General features: G+C 35.4%; 16 protein-coding genes. 11 read left to right on the top strand and 5 right to left on the bottom strand.

All coding sequences use genetic code 11. The annotated features are described in order from the left end of the window. Positions 1–6 precede the first annotated feature (6 nt). Positions 7–1,005: a GTPase ObgE gene (gene obgE, locus BMY39_RS10270; protein ID WP_092579322.1), complete on the bottom strand. Its 999-nt coding sequence runs from the start codon at positions 1,003–1,005 to the stop codon at positions 7–9. A 58-nt stretch (positions 1,006–1,063) separates the two neighbouring features. Continuing rightward, on the bottom strand, positions 1,064–2,179 hold the full coding sequence (locus BMY39_RS10265) for an adenylate kinase (RefSeq protein WP_092579320.1): 1,116 nt from the start codon (positions 2,177–2,179) through the stop codon (positions 1,064–1,066). 129 nt (positions 2,180–2,308) lie between these two features. Here BMY39_RS10265 and BMY39_RS10260 point away from each other — a divergent pair, with 129 nt between their 5' ends. The 5 genes from BMY39_RS10260 to BMY39_RS10240 all read left to right on the top strand — a co-directional run bounded on the left by BMY39_RS10260 (position 2,309) and on the right by BMY39_RS10240 (position 7,176). Next, entirely contained in the window at positions 2,309–3,463 is a 1,155-nt protein-coding gene (locus BMY39_RS10260; RefSeq protein WP_092579318.1) for a 5-(carboxyamino)imidazole ribonucleotide synthase, read from the top strand. A gap of 83 nt (positions 3,464–3,546) precedes the next feature. Then, positions 3,547–4,029 carry a 5-(carboxyamino)imidazole ribonucleotide mutase gene (gene purE, locus BMY39_RS10255; RefSeq protein WP_092579316.1) on the top strand — a complete coding sequence of 161 codons (483 nt, stop codon included), beginning with the start codon at positions 3,547–3,549 and terminating at the stop codon, positions 4,027–4,029. A 154-nt stretch (positions 4,030–4,183) separates the two neighbouring features. After that, positions 4,184–6,220, top strand: coding sequence for a M3 family metallopeptidase (locus BMY39_RS10250; protein WP_092579314.1), 2,037 nt, complete (start codon positions 4,184–4,186; stop codon positions 6,218–6,220). A gap of 141 nt (positions 6,221–6,361) precedes the next feature. Further along, a complete protein-coding gene (locus BMY39_RS10245; protein WP_092579312.1) occupies positions 6,362–6,913 on the top strand; it encodes a sigma-70 family RNA polymerase sigma factor in 552 nt (183 codons plus the stop codon). 2 nt (positions 6,914–6,915) lie between these two features. After that, positions 6,916–7,176 (top strand): hypothetical protein, encoded by a 261-nt coding sequence (locus BMY39_RS10240; protein ID WP_092579310.1) that lies wholly within the window; start codon positions 6,916–6,918, stop codon positions 7,174–7,176. On the opposite strand, the gene BMY39_RS10235 is transcribed toward BMY39_RS10240, so the two are convergent. After that, the gene (locus tag BMY39_RS10235) at positions 7,169–8,017 is read right to left on the bottom strand and encodes a UbiA prenyltransferase family protein (RefSeq protein ID WP_245738253.1); all 849 of its coding nucleotides are present in this window, start codon (positions 8,015–8,017) and stop codon (positions 7,169–7,171) included. The two genes, BMY39_RS10240 and BMY39_RS10235, sit on opposite strands and share 8 nt — an antisense overlap. A gap of 106 nt (positions 8,018–8,123) precedes the next feature. Between BMY39_RS10235 and gcvP the strand changes: the two genes are divergently transcribed. The 4 genes from gcvP (at position 8,124) to BMY39_RS10215 (ending at position 13,518) form a co-directional block, all read left to right on the top strand. After that, complete coding sequence (gene gcvP, locus BMY39_RS10230; RefSeq protein WP_092579308.1) at positions 8,124–10,973, top strand: aminomethyl-transferring glycine dehydrogenase; 2,850 nt, start codon at positions 8,124–8,126, stop codon at positions 10,971–10,973. A gap of 102 nt (positions 10,974–11,075) precedes the next feature. Beyond that, positions 11,076–12,134, top strand: coding sequence for a 3-oxoacyl-ACP synthase III family protein (locus BMY39_RS10225; RefSeq protein ID WP_092579306.1), 1,059 nt, complete (start codon positions 11,076–11,078; stop codon positions 12,132–12,134). Positions 12,135–12,136: 2 nt separating this feature from the next. Beyond that, positions 12,137–12,658 (top strand): class I SAM-dependent methyltransferase, encoded by a 522-nt coding sequence (locus tag BMY39_RS10220; RefSeq protein ID WP_092579304.1) that lies wholly within the window; start codon positions 12,137–12,139, stop codon positions 12,656–12,658. A gap of 2 nt (positions 12,659–12,660) precedes the next feature. Then, positions 12,661–13,518, top strand: coding sequence for a glycosyltransferase family 2 protein (locus BMY39_RS10215; RefSeq protein ID WP_092579302.1), 858 nt, complete (start codon positions 12,661–12,663; stop codon positions 13,516–13,518). 135 nt (positions 13,519–13,653) lie between these two features. Here the strand turns inward: BMY39_RS10215 and BMY39_RS10210 are convergent, their stop codons facing one another. Together BMY39_RS10210 and pafA are read right to left on the bottom strand one after the other, a co-directional pair. Then, positions 13,654–14,463: a DNA/RNA non-specific endonuclease gene (locus BMY39_RS10210; protein ID WP_092579300.1), complete on the bottom strand. Its 810-nt coding sequence runs from the start codon at positions 14,461–14,463 to the stop codon at positions 13,654–13,656. Then, positions 14,463–16,085, bottom strand: coding sequence for an alkaline phosphatase PafA (gene pafA / locus BMY39_RS10205; RefSeq protein ID WP_092579298.1), 1,623 nt, complete (start codon positions 16,083–16,085; stop codon positions 14,463–14,465). Before pafA ends, BMY39_RS10210 begins: the two co-directional genes overlap by 1 nt. 109 nt (positions 16,086–16,194) lie before the next feature. Between pafA and BMY39_RS10200 the strand changes: the two genes are divergently transcribed. Next, on the top strand, positions 16,195–16,932 hold the full coding sequence (locus BMY39_RS10200; RefSeq protein ID WP_092579296.1) for an MlaE family ABC transporter permease: 738 nt from the start codon (positions 16,195–16,197) through the stop codon (positions 16,930–16,932). Beyond that, entirely contained in the window at positions 16,932–17,699 is a 768-nt protein-coding gene (locus BMY39_RS10195; RefSeq protein ID WP_092579294.1) for an ABC transporter ATP-binding protein, read from the top strand. The genes BMY39_RS10200 and BMY39_RS10195 overlap by 1 nt, the downstream gene beginning before the upstream one ends. The last annotated feature ends 2 nt before the right edge of the window (positions 17,700–17,701 follow it).

The raw sequence follows: 17,701 nt of genomic DNA, 5'->3' as shown, positions 1-17,701 counted from the left end.
AATAAATTAAGAGTTCAACATTTTCCAGAGTCTATCTTTAAGTTCTGTAATGCCTTTTTGCGCAACAGAAGATATAAAAACATATGGAATTGGAAGTTCGTTATCCAGCTCTGTTTTTAGTTCTGCCTGTAGCTCGTTATCCAACATATCGCATTTTGAAATCGCTACTAAACGCTCCTTATCTAGCATTTCTGGATTATAACGTCGCAATTCATCTAATAAAATATCGTATTGTTTTTTGATGTCGTCAGCATCGGCAGGAATTAAAAACAACAAAATAGAGTTGCGTTCTATATGTCGCAAAAAGTAATGCCCCAAGCCCTTACCTTCTGCTGCACCTTCAATAATACCAGGAATATCGGCCATTACAAAGGTTTGAAAATCACGATACTCTACAATACCCAAATTGGGCTTTAAAGTAGTAAACTCGTAATCCGCAATTTTAGGTTTTGCCGAAGTAATAACTGACAGTAGCGTAGATTTTCCAGCGTTTGGAAAACCGACCAAGCCCACATCTGCCAATATTTTAAGTTCCATGGTGATGTATTGTTCCTGCATGGGCATACCAGGTTGCGCATATCTTGGTGTTTGGTTCGTTGACGACTTAAAATGCCAGTTTCCAAGGCCACCCTTACCGCCTTCTACGATAATTTTTTCCTCACCATGTTCTGTAATTTCGAAGAGAATTTCGTTAGTTTCAGAATCTCTAACAACTGTGCCTAGAGGAACATCAACGAAAGCATCTTCACCATCGGCCCCAGTACTTCTGCTCTTACTGCCGTTGCCACCATGACCAGCACGAATGTGTTTTTTAAATTTTAGATGAAATAATGTCCAAAGATTTGAATTCCCTCTAATTATGACGTGCCCTCCACGACCACCATCTCCTCCATCTGGCCCGCCTTTAGTAATATATTTTTCCCTGTGCAAATGTGCAGAACCCTGACCTCCTTTACCAGAGGCAACATACATTTTTACGTAATCAACAAAATTTCCCTCTGTCATATTCGAGTTTAAAGTTTCAAGTTTAAAATTTAAAGTTTAAACTCTTTTTGCGAAGTTATTAGAGTTTATCAATTACCGTACTTAATCGCTCGGTAATCTCTTCTATACTTCCTACGCCATCAACACCAAAATACTTCTCTTGGGCAGTATAGTAATCCTTAAGTATTGCAGTTTCATTGTAGTATACCTTAATTCTGTTTCTAATCACAGACTCATCAGCATCATCGGCTCTTCCACTAGTTTTACCTCGCTCAAGTAAACGCTTTACCAAAACCTCATCATCAACTTCTAGAGCTATCATTGCATTAATTTGCGAATCTTTTTCATCCATTAATGTATCCAATGCTTTAGCTTGGGCGTTGGTTCTTGGAAAACCATCAAAAATAAATCCGTTAGCATCGGCATTTTTTTCAACTTCAGCATTAAGCATATCAATAGTAACTTGATCTGGAACTAGTGCCCCTTTATCAATAAATGATTTTGCTAGCATTCCTAAGGCCGTTTCATTTTTAATATTGTATCTAAAAACATCTCCCGTTGAAATGTGAACAAGGTTATACTTTTCCTTTAAAAAATTAGCTTGTGTACCTTTTCCCGCTCCTGGAGGGCCAAATAATACTAAATTTGTCATGTGTTGTGTTTGTTTAATTTGATATACTTCTGGTAAATCCCTTCCCAAATTATCGTAGTCTAAACCGTAGCCAACGATAAACTTATTAGGGATTTTTATACCTACATAATGCAGCTTAAAATCTTTCTTGTAAGCCTCTGGTTTGTAGAAAAGTGTTGCTATTTTAAGTGTTTTAACCTTTTCATTCTTAAAAATTCGGTGCACTTCTGCCAAGGTTTTTCCGGTATCAATAATATCTTCTAAAATGATTACTGTTCGCCCTGTTAAATCTTGCGTTAAACCAATTAAGCGCTGAATATCTTCGCTAGACTTCACACCTTCATACGATGCCAATTTTATAAAAGTGACTTCACAAGGTTTTGGATATTTCTTCACAAAATCGCTGGCAAACATAAACGAACCATTTAAAATGCCAACAAAAACAGGAATTTCATCACCTAAATCATTAGCAATTTCAGAAACCATGCTATCCACTGCGGCTTCAATTTCCTTAGCAGATATAAACGGCTTAAAATATTTATCGTGAAGTTTTATTACGTTCATTTGGTTTGAAAAATGCAAAGATAAATAAATGATTTGCGTTTTGCGAGGTTTTGATTTACGATTTGGTTACACAATTTATTATTTAAGTGTATTTTTGTGCATCTTTAACCTGTTATTTTAAAGTTACTAATGAATTATTTTTCTTCAGATTTTAAATTAGGCATTCTCGGTGGCGGACAATTAGGCAAAATGTTATTGTACAACACAAGAAAGTTTGATATTTATACTTGTGTGTTGGAAGCTAGTGATGCTGCACCATGTAAAATTGCCTGTGATGAATTTCATTTGGGTGACTTAATGGATTATGATGCCGTTTATAATTTTGGAAAACAGGTTGATGTTTTAACCATTGAAATTGAAAATGTAAATGTTGATGCTTTGGAAGCTCTCGAAAAAGAAGGCATAAAAGTATATCCGTCATCCAGAACATTACGCACCATCCAGAATAAAGCAAAACAAAAATTATTTTATGTTGATAACGAGTTGCCTACTGCGCCTTTTTCTAGGTTTGCCTATTTATCTGAAATTGAAGATGCAATAAATAATGGTGGATTGGAATTGCCATTCGTTTGGAAAGCAGCCCAATTTGGATACGATGGCAATGGTGTAAAAGTAGTGCGCCAATTATCAGATTTAGAAAACTTGCCAAAGGGCGAATGTATTGCTGAAGAACTTGTGCCTTTTAAGAACGAGTTGGCGGTAATTGTGGCGCGCAATGCATCTGGAGACACAAAAACGTTTCCCGTGGTAGAAATGGAATTTCATCCAGAAGCTAATCAAGTGGAATATGTGATTTGTCCCGCTAGAATTTCTGATGACGTTGCTAATAAAGCCAGACAAGTAGCGCTTAATGTTTCGAAAGCTTTTAACCATGTGGGATTATTAGCAGTCGAAATGTTTCAAACTAAAGACGATTCTATTTTAATAAACGAAGTTGCTCCAAGACCACACAATTCTGGCCACCAAACTATAGAGGCAAGTTACACCTCTCAATTTGAACAACACTTACGAGCCATTTTAGATTTGCCTTTAGGTAGAACCGATAGTAAAGTTGGGGGCGTTATGGTAAATTTAGTAGGTGCTGAAGGCCATACAGGCAATGTAGTATATGAAAATATAGAAAAAATAATGACCATGGAGGGCGTTACGCCACATATTTATGGCAAGAAACAAACCCGACCGTTTCGAAAAATGGGACATGTTACTATAGTGAATGAGAATTTAAATGAAGCGCGTCGCGTTGCTGAAGAAGTAAAACAATCGATAAAAGTAATTAGTGAGTAAATCACAACAACTATAAACCAAATTCCAATCACCTAATGGTATTCTTTGGATTTTGGACTTTAGAATTTTAAAATTTTGAATTTATGAGCAAAGTAGGTGTAATTATGGGAAGCAAGAGTGATCTTCCTGTAATGCAAGATGCGATAGACATCTTAAAAGGTTTTGATATTGAAGTTGAAGTTGATATTGTATCAGCGCATCGCACGCCCGAAAAACTATTCGATTATGGTAAAAATGCACATACCCGAGGTTTTAGCGTTGTTATTGCTGGCGCTGGTGGTGCAGCACATTTGCCAGGAATGATAGCTTCCCTATCGCCATTGCCTGTTATTGGCGTTCCTGTAAAAAGCAGCAACTCTATTGATGGTTGGGATTCAGTCCTGTCCATTTTGCAAATGCCTGGTGGTGTTCCCGTTGCCACAGTAGCCTTAAACGGTGCAAAAAACGCGGGGATTTTAGCTGCTCAAATTATTGGTTCTCACGATAAATGTGTATTAGATAAAGTCGTAGCTTACAAAGAAGGGCTTAAAATAAAAGTGCACGAATCAGCAAAGGATTTAAAATAGAGAAACCTCGACAAAAAAGCCGAGGTTTCATTAGCTATTAACAATAATTCTTATGAGCTAAAAGTTTAACTCTTCTGAAAAATCAGCGCGAAGCTACGAATAAATTACTGTGCACGCATAACACATCTAAATTTTAACACTTTTTTATCAAACTATGATTGCGTATTCATCGACAACCGGTTTTAACACACCATATAACACTGCACCTTTTTCTAAAATTAAAGCTGACCATTATTTACCTGCATTTAAAAAGGCTATTGCCGACGCCAAAGCAGAAATTGATGCTATAGTTGACAACAAGATGCCGCCAACTTTTGAAAACACCATTGAAGCACTTGATTTTTCTGGAGAGAAACTTGAAAGAATTTCGAGTATTTTTTTCAATTTAAATTCAGCTGAAACCAATGAAACTATTCAAAAGATAGCTCAGGAGGTATCACCATTACTTTCTGAATTTAGCAATGATATTACGTTGAATGAAGATTTATTTAAACGTGTTAAAGCAGTTTATGATTCAAAAACAACACTTAATTTAACTACAGAACAGATAACTTTACTTGATAAAAAGTATAAAAGTTTCTCTAGAAATGGTGCCAATCTATCTAAAGACAAGAAAGAAAAACTTAGAGAAATAGATAAAAAGTTAAGTAAATTAAAATTGAAGTTTGGAGAAAATGTTTTAGCAGAAACCAACAAATTTGAAATGCTAATTACCGATGAAGCCGATTTATCAGGATTGCCCGATGGCGCTAAAGAAGCTGCGAAACAATTGGCAGAAAGCAAAGAGAAAGAAGGCTGGTTATTTACGTTAGATTACCCAAGTTATATTCCGTTTGTTACCTATGCCGATAATCGAGAACTACGACAAAAAATAACAGTTGCGGCAGGTGCCAAGGCGTTTAAGGGGGATGATTTAGACAATCAAAATAATGTTTTGCAAATAGCAAACTTGAGACATCAACGCGCTAATCTTTTAGGCTACAGTACTCATGCGCATTTTGTCTTAGAAGAACGTATGGCAGAAACTCCTGAAAATGTTCAAAAATTCTTAAATGAACTTTTAGAAAAGGCTAAACCTGCAGCAGAACGAGAATTTAAAAATTTAAAAAGCTTTGCTAAAGATTCAGACGGCATTGAACAACTTCAAAAATGGGACGGTGCCTATTACTCTGAAAAACTAAAACAAAAACTGTTTAATCTAGATGATGAAAAATTAAAACCTTATTTCAAACTTGAAAATGTCATTAATGGTTCTTTTAAAATAGCAGAGAAATTATTCGATTTACATTTTGAAGAAATTGATACCATAGATAAATACCATGAAGATGTATTGACATATAAAGTCACAAATTCAAAAGGTGATTTTATAGCCATTTTTTATGCTGATTATTTCCCAAGACCAGGAAAACGAAATGGTGCGTGGATGACGGTTTACAAGCCACAATTCGTTAAAAATGGAGAAAATAGCAGACCACACATTTCCATAGTTTGCAATTTCACAAAACCAACGAAAACCAAACCTTCACTTCTAACGTTTAATGAAGTTACAACGCTATTTCACGAATTCGGACATGCGTTACATGGTATGTTGGCAAATACTACCTACCCTAGTCTATCTGGAACGAATGTGTATTGGGATTTTGTAGAATTACCAAGTCAGATCATGGAAAATTGGTGCTATGAGAAAGAAGCTTTGGAATTGTTTGCTACACATTACGAAACCGGAGAAGTTATCCCCATGGATTTAGTCGAGAAAATAAAGGAATCTGCCACCTTCCATGAAGGTATGCAAACCTTACGACAACTAAGTTTTGGATTGCTAGACATGAGTTGGCATGGTGCAGACCCAAGCCATATTAAGGACGTAAAAGCACATGAAACTAAAGCTTTTGAAAACACCAAACTCTATCCTGATGTTGCAGAAAACTGTATGAGTACTGCCTTTTCGCATATTTTTCAAGGTGGCTACTCTTCAGGCTATTACAGTTATAAATGGGCCGAAGTTTTAGATGCCGATGCTTTTGAGTATTTTAAGGAAAAGGGCATTTTCAATAAAGCGGTAGCAGTTAAATTTAAAGATAATGTGCTAAGTAAAGGCGGTACGGAAAACCCAATGACACTTTACAAACGTTTTAGAGGGCAAGAACCTAAACCTGAGGCTTTGTTAAAACGGGCGGGGTTGTTGAAATAGTTTCATAGGAACTTCATTCATGTTCTTGTAAAAGTATTGTATGTTCCTAAACTACTTTTATCTAATTAATCATTTTACAAAGAGTGTTTAATATTCATTTTTTTTAGTGTATTTTTGGGTTTCAAAAAAAGAGCTACACGAATGCCAGACCATAAAATTGATCCTAATAAGTGGATTGACCTTTATTCCGACTACCTTTTTAACTACACTATTACGCGTGTTAGTGATAGAGAGATTGCACAAGATTTGGTACAGGAAACGTTTTTGGCTGGGTTAAAGTCTATGAAAAACTTTAAGGGTGAAGCCAGTGAGCGCACGTGGTTGATTTCTATTTTAAAGCGCAAAATTATCGACCATTACCGCAAAATTAATTCGAATAAAGGAAAAGCTGAAGTAAGAATTAATTATACTGATGACGAAAGTGAAGGCGATTGGTTAGAGGAACGTGTTGCAGATCCTTTTGACAAAACTGCTGAAGACACTTTACAGAACAGCGAGTTAGGAGATGCCATACACGACTGTTTGGGCAAGTTACCACAAAAACAAGCTGATGTGTTTAAAATGAAAACTATTTTAAACTATGAAACCGAGGTGATTTGTAATGAATTAAATATTACAGCGTCTAACCTTTGGGTAATTATCCATAGAGCAAGAACTGCTATGGCAGATTGCCTTAAGACAAATTGGTTTTAATTATGAGTAAGTTTAAAATTTTAATGCCCTGTGATGAAGCAAACCATACATGTGATAAAACACAATATAATGATGCAACGCTATGGGAAAAAATTAAGCTAAACATCCATTTAATTTACTGTAGGGCTTGCAGAAAATATACTGCAAACAACAGCAAGCTTACCAAAACTATTAAAAAAGCTGATGTTGAGTGTTTAGACGTTTCGACAAAAACTAAAATGAAGAAAGAATTTGAGAAAGTTCTAAACGAAGTTTCTAACTAAAAAATAACACAGCCAGTAGCCACGTTATTGGCAAACCCTCTACCCAGAACGCACTGTAGTATTTACCTTGATTTACTTTTGAGTACAGTACCAGAATTACCGTTAGAGTTAAGGTGAGTGCCAGTGGCAAAATGTATTTTTTAGATAAATCGTCTTTAAAAAATTCCATTAAAAAAATGGTAATCGCTAATACTATACCCATAATTTTTGTGGCTCTTACTCCTATGCTTTGAGGTATTGTAGAAAGTCTTAAATTATCAAATTTTAAATCTCGAATTTCAAAAGGTAACATTAGAATAATGACATAAAGGAAACGTTGAATTCCGGTTATAATAATATCAGTATTAATCGGTAAATCATTACTCAGCACTGGCAAAAACACTGTTACACCCGTCCATACCAAAGCAATTACATACACTTTTAAACCGCTAATACTTCTTAAGTTATGGTGCTTATCAATAAATATCCGTTTTGGCAGAAACGGTATAGCATAAAAAAAAGTGATGATACCAAAAAAAGCAACATAAATTAATATTTTAGAAGGCAGTTGCACCACGTAATAGCACATCAAAACAAAGCATAACAACGAAAATACCTGTATAGCTTTTAACCATCCCGCTAAACTTCGGTGATAAAACTTAGCTAGCCCAAAAAATTTCACAAAATTATATCCAGTAATTGTAGCGTAAAACACAAAATAAAGCACAGGTTCATCATATGGAATACCAAACTCCAACAAGGTAACATATGTAAGTGCATATACTGCTAATGCTACATGAATACTAGCATTTATGTAAAAATTAAAAATTTGTTTAAAGACCTTCACTTTGTAAAAATACATAATGTGTTAATAAATGCATCGGATGGTTAAAAACTTTCGATTTTCTGCAATAAAACCTTTCAGATATTCACTAATTTTGCAAATTATATAATAAATTTTGCTTTGAATGAATACAAATGCTTTTGCTCTGAGACATATTGGTCCGCGTGAAGATGACCAAAAACTAATGTTAGAAGCCATAGGTTTAAATACTTTAAATGAGTTAATAAATGAAACGATTCCTGATGACATACGTCTGAAAGAGGGCTTAAATTTAGAAGAGCCTATGACCGAATATGAGTATTTATTGCATATTCATGAACTATCAAAAAAGAACAAGGCTCGCAAGACATACATTGGTTTAGGCTATCATCCAACTGTGATGCCTGCGGTTATTCAAAGAAATATTTTGGAAAATCCAGGATGGTACACAGCCTACACACCTTACCAAGCGGAAATTGCCCAAGGCAGATTAGAAGCGCTTTTAAACTTCCAAACCATGGTAACCGATTTAACCGGAATGGAGCTAGCTAATGCGTCTCTTTTAGATGAAAGTACAGCGGCCGCAGAAGCCATGAGTTTATTATTTGCTGTTAGAAGTCGTTCCCAGAAGAAAGCTGGTGTCAATAAGTTTTTTGTATCTGATGCAATTTTGCCTCAAACCTTATCGCTTCTTCAAACACGTTCAACGCCTATTGGGATTGAACTGGTTGTTGGAAAAGAAACTGATTTTGAATTTTCTTCAGAATTTTTCGGGGCCATTTTACAATATCCAGGTAAAGATGGACAAATTACTGATATTAAAACCTTTATTGAAAAAGCTAACGCAGCAGAGATTAAAGTAGCTGTTGCTGCAGATATCTTAAGTTTAGTAAAACTGGAAGCTCCGGGGAAATTTGGCGCAGACGTTGTTGTTGGAACTACCCAACGTTTCGGTATTCCAATGGGCTATGGTGGGCCTCATGCTGCATATTTTGCTACTAAAGAAGCGTATAAACGTGATATTCCAGGTCGTATTATTGGTGTTACCAAAGACACAGATGGCAAACGCGCCTTACGTATGGCATTACAAACGCGTGAGCAACACATTAAACGCGATAAAGCTACTTCAAACATTTGTACCGCACAGGTTTTACTTGCGGTTATGGCAAGTATGTACGTTGTATATCATGGTCCGAAAGGATTAGAATTTATTGCCAACAATGTTCATAACAAAGCATCAAAACTTGCTGAAGTTTTAAAATCGTTGGGCTACGAACAGATGAATACATCGTTTTTTGACACACTTCAAATCAAAACCAGAGCAAAAAAAATAAAAAAGATTGCTTCTGAAAAGAAAGTTAATCTATGGTATCCTAATAAAGACACGGTAACAATTTCAATTAACGAAACTACATCTATTAGGGACATCAATTACTTAATATCAATTTTCGCTGAAGCAGCAGAAAAAGACACTATTGAAATTTCTGAAGTTTCTTCTGCAAATAATATTGATAACACAGTGGCGAGAACTTCAGAATTCCTAACCTTGGAAGTCTTTAATAAATACCATTCTGAAACCGAATTAATGCGCTATATCAAATCTTTAGAACGTAAGGATTTGGCATTAAATCATTCGATGATTTCATTGGGCTCTTGCACCATGAAACTTAATGCCGCTTCTGAGATGTTGCCGTTAAGCATTTTTAAATGGGCAAATATTCATCCTTTTGTACCGTTGAAACAAGCTAAAGGATATTTAGAAGTTTTAAAAGCCTTAGAAGACCAATTGACCGAAATTACAGGTTTTGCAGCCACATCCTTGCAACCAAATTCTGGAGCTCAAGGTGAATTTGCTGGACTTATGGTGATAAAAGCATACCATGAATCACGTGGGGATCATCATAGAAATATTTGCTTAATTCCTTCCTCTGCGCACGGTACAAATCCTGCCAGTGCTGTTATGGCCGGTATGAAAGTGGTAGTTACCAAATCTACAGAAGAAGGCAATATAGATGTTGATGATTTACGGGAAAAAGCAGAATTGCACAAAGATAATCTTGCTGCTTTAATGGTAACATATCCATCAACTCATGGCGTTTATGAATCTGCCATTAGAGAGATTACTCAAATTGTCCACGATAATGGCGGACAAGTGTATATGGATGGTGCCAACATGAATGCCCAAGTGGGATTAACAAACCCTGGAAATATAGGCGCAGACGTTTGTCACCTCAACCTTCATAAAACTTTTGCCATTCCTCACGGTGGTGGTGGCCCTGGTGTTGGACCTATTTGTGTTGCAAAACAATTGGCGCCATTTTTACCTGGAAATCCAGTTATTGAAACTGGCGGGAAAGATGCCATTACCGCAATTTCCGCGGCACCTTTTGGTTCTGCTCTGGCATGTTTGATCTCGTACGGTTACATAAAAATGTTAGGAGCACAAGGGTTAACTGAATCTACCAAAGTTGCCATCCTAAATGCAAATTATATAAAACATAGATTAGAAGGGCATTATAATACCTTATACTCTGGTGAAAAAGGTAGAGCTGCGCATGAAATGATTATTGATTGCAGACCATTCAAAGAACATGGCATTGAGGTTACAGACATTGCCAAACGTTTAATGGATTATGGTTTTCATGCGCCTACAGTTTCATTCCCTGTTGCAGGAACCATGATGATTGAGCCTACAGAAAGCGAAAGCAAAGAAGAAATTGATCGTTTTTGTGATGCTATGATTTCCATCAAATATGAAATTGATACTGTTTCTGCAGATGAACCTAATAATGTTCTAAAAAATGCACCGCATACTTTGGAGATGATAACTTCAGATGAATGGTATTTTCCTTATTCAAGAGAAAAAGCTGCATTTCCTTTGGAATATATACGTTCTAATAAATTCTGGCCAACGGTTAGACGTGTAGACGATGCCTATGGCGACCGAAATTTAATCTGTACCTGTGCACCGATTGAGGATTATGCTGAGGCGTAAAATATAGTTTGAACATCGTAATTTTGTTCAGAAATTCGTTGTTGCTTTTACAAATCATTTTATATTGCTCTTAAGAATTAATTAAAAGTACGTTTCGGATTTATGAATGTTAAAATTACTGGGACAGGAAGCTATATTCCTTCTAATATTGAAAAGAATGAAGATTTCCACAATCACGAATTTTTAAATGCTGATGGTTCTTCCATTAAAGCGCCTAGCGAAGTAATTGTTAAGAAATTTAAAGCGATTACGGGTATAGACGAACGTCGTTATGCCAAAAGCCATTTAAACACTTCGGATATTGCATCTTTTGCTGCTGAAAAAGCTATTGAAAATGCAAACATCAATCGTGAAGATTTAGATTATATCATTGTTGCCCATAATTATGGAGACGTTAGGCATGATAGTCAACAAAGTGATACTGTACCAAGTGTTGCCTCTCGGGTAAAGCATTTACTGCGTATTAAAAGTCCAAAATGTGTGGCTTATGATTTACTTTTTGGCTGTCCAGGATGGGTTGAAGGGGTTATTCAAGCTAACGCCTTTATTTCCTCTGGAATTGCAAAAAAATGTTTGATTATTGGAGCTGAAACATTGTCTAGAGTTATAGATCCATACGACAGAGACTCTATGATCTACAGCGACGGTGCCGGGGCTGTAGTTATTGAAGCTACCGAAGATGAAGGTGGCATTATCTCACATGAAACGGCGACTTACGCTTTAGATGAAGCCCATTTTATATTTTTTGGTGAAACAAATAATCCTGAAATAAAAGACAACAGACGTTATATAAAAATGTATGGTAGGAAAATTTATGAATTCGCACTTACCAATGTTCCCCTCGCCATGAAATCTTGTTTGGATAAAAGTGGATATAATATTACTGATGTTAAAAAAATATTGATTCATCAGGCTAATGAGAAAATGGATGAAGCTATAGTAAAGCGTTTTTATCAATTACATGAGATGGACATGCCAGAAGGTATTATGCCAATGAGCATCGGAAAACTAGGAAACTCTAGTGTAGCCACTGTACCAACGTTATATGATTTAATATTGAACGGAGGCATGGTACGACAAGAAATAAATACTGGTGATGTAATTATTTTTGCCAGTGTAGGCGCAGGAATGAATATTAATGCTATTGTTTACAAACAATAACAATGTACGAAAACACATTTCCTAACAAGCGTTTTAAACATACTATTGAATTTTTACAAAAACACGTTTCTCCTTCTGAAAAAATTTTAGATTTAGGCGTTATAAATCCGTTTTCTGAAATCATGCAACAACATGGTTATAGTGTAGAAAACACAAAAGGTGAAGATTTAGATATAAACACGTCAAACATAACATTATCAAACGCAGATGTGGTTACCGCTTTTGAAATATTTGAACATCTTCTTTCGCCTTTTACAGTTTTAAATGCCATTAAAGCTGATAAATTGGTGGCTAGCGTACCTTTAAAATTATGGTTTTCGTCGGCCTATAGAAGTAAAACCGATATGCTAGATAGACATTATCATGAGTTTGAAGATTGGCAATTCGATTGGCTACTTGAAAAGACTGGTTGGAAAATTATTGACCGACAAAAATGGACTAATCCTACTAAAAAAATAGGCATTCGCCCTATTTTAAGATGGTTTACACCTAGATATTACATTGTTTATGCTGAAAAAGTTTAGGCTTGAATTTCTACATCGTCATACCTGCGCATAATGAGTCACACACAATAGGTTTAACATTGCATTCCTTAGTGCACCAAACATTACAGCCTAAACAAGTTATAGTTGTAAATGACAATTCTACTGACGAAACTGAATCGGTTGTTGGTGGTTACACCGAAAAGCATGATTTTATTTCACTAGTTAATGTAACATCCTCGAATGCGCATTTACCTGGATCTAAAATCATCAATGCTTTTTATAAAGGTTACGAGACCCTTGACGATAACTTTGATGTGATTTGCAAATTTGATGCAGACTTGATTTTTCCAGAAAATTACCTTGAAGAACTTGCTAAGCTATTCAATGCAGATCCAAAACTAGGAATGGCCTCAGGTTTCTGTTATATTGAAAAAAATGGTAGCTGGGTTTTAGAAAACCTCACAAGAAAAGATCATATTCGCGGTGCCTTAAAAGCTTATAGAAAAGACTGTTTTCACCAAATAGGAAAATTAAAACGGTCTATGGGTTGGGACACCGTTGACGAATTATTGGCTAAATATTATGGCTGGGAAATTTTAACCGATGAAACGCTTCATGTAAAACATTTAAAGCCTACTGGTATTAGTTATAACAAGGCTTCAAAACACATGCAAGGTGAAGCTATGTACAAAATGCGCTATGGGTTTATTATCACGCTAATTTCAGCCACAAAGTTGGCTTATAAAAAAGGGAGTTTTACTTTATTCAAAGATTATATCGCCGGTTATTTTAAAGCTAAAAAGGAAAAACTAGAGTTTTTAGTTTCAGAAGATGAAGGTAAATTTATAAGACAACTGCGTTGGAAAGGGATTATGAATAAATTCCAAAAATCAAATTAAAAATTCCAAATGTCATATAAAATTTTTAGAACATCTTTAGGCTTTTGAAACCTGAAGGGCTTAGTTTTGTTTTTTGAAATTAGATACCAAGCATATGCATTCAAAATAATTGTTTGTGGTGAATTACAAAAAACATTAGTCAAAAACCCACCCTTTATAACTACTAGAAGCTTCTAACCTATCTTCAATCGCATCTTCAAGTTCTGGAAAAAAATCAATACCTGTTAATGCTTCAACCTCATCCACAGGAACAACAAATTCATACAAAGGTTTATCAGAATCTTTATGGGGCACTAAAAATGCTATCATTTTAGTGTCGCCTGAATTATTATCAATCAAAACCTTATAAAATTGATTAGGCACTGATACCTGTTCACTTCCAATTGTTTCCATTTCACCTTTTAAAACACCTGCAGTTACTACAAAAACACCATTATACTTACGTGCCCAATAACGCACTTTTTGTTCTAGCCTATTCCAAACACCCGAATTAAACTCGTGCTCTTGTGGTGTAATATTACTAGTTAAAAACGTTTCGTCATGCGCCTCTTTAGAATATCTTCTGTCTGCTGCAGGACATAAATGCCCTCTATCATAACCTGAATTTTTATAATTTCTCCAACTAGCTGCTCCTGTTTTAACCGCTTTGTCTATTTCAAAATAGGGGCGTTTGTGATTTGTATTTGAAATATGAGAGGATTTCAATTCATAAGCTACCCATTCTGCTTGTTCATGGGCCTCGCTATAAGATAATGAATAACCATTATGGTGCACCACTTGATGCGTTGTACTTGAAGGCAAAAAATATTCGTTTGTATTGTTTTTGGTCTTTTTACCTTCTGAAACCAATTCAGCTTTTTCTTCCGCTGCTAGAAAATAATCATATGCATAAACAGAGAGTACTATCGCAACTGCTAAAACAGAAAACCAAGAACGTCTTTTCATTAATCCATAACAAAATCTAGAGGTTGCCCAATCGCAAAATTGGGAAAGCTAATGCCTAAAAGTGCCGAAATAGTTGGTGCAATATCAGTAATCTCAGTTTTTTTAAACGTATAGCCTTGTTTTATTCCTTTTCCAAAAAACAATAGCGGAACATGCGTATCATAATTTAAACCGCTGCCATGTGTTGAACCTGTTTTTCCGTAAGCTATAAATGCGGGGTCGTCCAGTATTATCACATCTCCCGATCGCTTTTGATTAAAGCCTTTTTGTAACAGATTTTCAATACCATCATCAAAGTATACACTACTCATTGTTGTAGCTGTATATGTTTTATATACATTTTTATAGTTAAGTTGTTCGTTCGCCATATCTTCTTGAACGTCATCTAAATCTAAATCGAGTGCTTTTACGATATCCCTATTCAAAAATATTTGATTGTTACTTATATTTTCTACAATTTCAAGCGTACCATAGGTATCCATTAAAAATTTGTTGAACTGCTCCTTTCGTTCTGAGCGATTTATATATCCTGCTGGTATTTTAGCCGATTGTAAATACGAAGGCACTTCAATAGCGCCATGGTCTGCTGTTAAAAATACGGTGTACTCACCAACACCAACTTCGGCATCTAACGTTTTAAACAGTCGTTCTAAATCTTTATCTAACCTTATGTAAGTATCTTCAATTTCTTTAGAATTCACGCCAAAATTATGACCAATATAATCGGTACTGGAAAAGCTAACCGCCAGCACATCTGTTACTTCATCTTTTCCCAGTGCTTCAGCCTTTATTGCTGCTATAGCAAAGTCTGCAACAATGCTATTCCCAAAAGGGGTTACTTTTAAAATATTAAACCCACCATTCTTTTTGGCTAGTTTTTTTAAATTGTATGGAAAGGTAGCTGTCTCTTTTCCTTTAAAGCCCCCTTCAAAGTTGTTCAAGTCTGGTCCGCTTTCTACGTAGGTTGAAATATCGTAAAGTGTATTCCAATCTTTTAAATATGATTCTACTATTTTAGAAGCATTAAAATCTTGCACCCACTTAGGCAACTCCGCCATATAATAGGTACTCGTTACAAAATTACCTTCATCCATTCCCCTAAACCAATAAGCCGCATTCCCTGTATGTCCTGCTGGTAAAACAGCTCCTCTGTCTTTTATTGAAATCCCAATAGTTTTTCCTCTCATTTGAGTAAACAGTCTATTTTCATCTGCGAAGGTTGTTGTTTTCATTCTATGAGGAGACATACGCTCAACGTCTGATGCTGTTCCAACTCCTGAAACACCGTCATCACCCGCGCAATACACCATTTTCTTTGTTTCTTTATCGTACCAATTATTACCTATTACACCATGATATTTTGGGGTTGTTCCTGTATAAACTGACGTATGTCCGGGACCAGTATACGTTGGAACATAGTTAAAATGGTTGTTCTTGCAATTAAAACCTTCATTCATCATACGTTTAAAACCACCTTCGCCATATTTATCATAGAAACGTGTTAGATAGTCATAACGCATTTGGTCCACCACAATACCCACTACCAATTTTGGTTTTTCATTTTGGGCAATGCCATGAAAACTAAAGTTTACGACAAATAATAGGATGATTACGTACTTCATTTTATTAACATTTAATAGTATTCAAAAATACATATATTAACTATCATTATTTAAAATTAAGGTTAAATACCTCTAAGTTTTTTTTACTTTAGCAAGAAGAAAATTATATATGAAGTACCTTCATAATATTGGAGCTTATTTTTTAATGATAGTTGAAATGTTTCGGAAACCGACGAAGTGGTCCGTTATGAAACAATTAATCTTAAAGGATATTGATGATCTCATTATAGGCTCATTAGGCATTATTGCTTTTATCTCGTTTTTTGTTGGTGGTGTTATTACTATTCAAACCGCATTGAATATAGATAGCCCTTTAATCCCAAGATATCTAGTGGGTTTTGCTACTCGACAGTCTGTGATTTTAGAGTTCGCCCCTACATTTACGTCTATTATAATGGCGGGTAAAGTAGGCTCCTATATTACTTCCAGTATTGGGACAATGCGAGTTACCGAACAAATAGATGCTCTAGAGGTTATGGGAATAAATTCATTAAATTATCTAATTTTCCCTAAAACAGTGGCATTATTACTGTACCCTTTTGCTATTGCAACGGGTATGTTTTTAGGCATTCTTGGTGGTATGGCTGCTTGTGTTTTTGGTGGCTACGCAACCCTAACTGATTATATTTTAGGCATTCAAACTGATTTTGATACATTTCATGTAATTTATGCGTTTATAAAAACATTTGTCTTCGCATTCGTTTTAGCTACCATACCTTCGTTTTACGGTTATTACATGAGAGGTGGTGCCTTAGAAGTAGGTAAAGCAAGTACTACTGCTTTTGTTTGGACGAGCGTTGTGATTATTTTGTTGAACTATATAATAACTGGTATGTTGCTTGGATAATGATAGAAGTTGAAAATTTACATAAATCGTTCGGGGATGCCCATATTTTAAAAGGCATTACAACTTCCTTTGAAAAAGGGAAGACCAACCTGATTATTGGACAAAGTGGTTCAGGAAAAACAGTATTCTTAAAATGCTTATTAGGGTTATTTAATTACGAATCGGGTTCTATTTCTTATGATGGAAAAATTTACTCTAAGTTAACAGAAAGTGAAAAACGCGATTTACGAGCCAAGATTGGTATGGTGTTTCAAGGAAGCGCACTATTTGATTCCATGACCATTGCTGAAAATGTGATGTTCCCATTACGGATGTTTACGAAAATGACCAAAAGTGAAATGGAGGATCGGGCTAATTTTGTGTTGAAACGCGTGAATTTACCTGATGCCCATAAAAAAAAGCCTAGTGAAGCTTCTGGGGGAATGCAAAAACGTGTAGCCATTGCACGTGCCATTGTAAATAATCCAAAATACTTATTTTGTGATGAGCCAAATTCTGGTTTGGACCCTAAAACAGCAATTGTTATTGATAATTTAATCCAGGAAATTACCGATGAATATCAAATCACAACGGTAATTAATTCCCACGACATGAATTCTGTGATGGAAATTGGTGAGAAAATTATTTTTTTAAAAAATGGCCTGAAAGCTTGGGAAGGTTCAAATAAAACCATTTTTAAAACGGATAACGAATCGGTAACCGATTTTGTTTATTCTTCGAATTTGTTTAAAAAAGTTAGGAAAATGTACTTGGAAGAAAATGAATAAAC

It is taken from the genome of Hyunsoonleella jejuensis, assembly GCF_900111025.1.
GTDB classification, from domain to species: domain Bacteria; phylum Bacteroidota; class Bacteroidia; order Flavobacteriales; family Flavobacteriaceae; genus Jejuia; species Jejuia jejuensis.
Note: the sequence above shows the minus strand (reverse complement) of the source record. Positions and strands in the feature narration are given on the sequence as shown.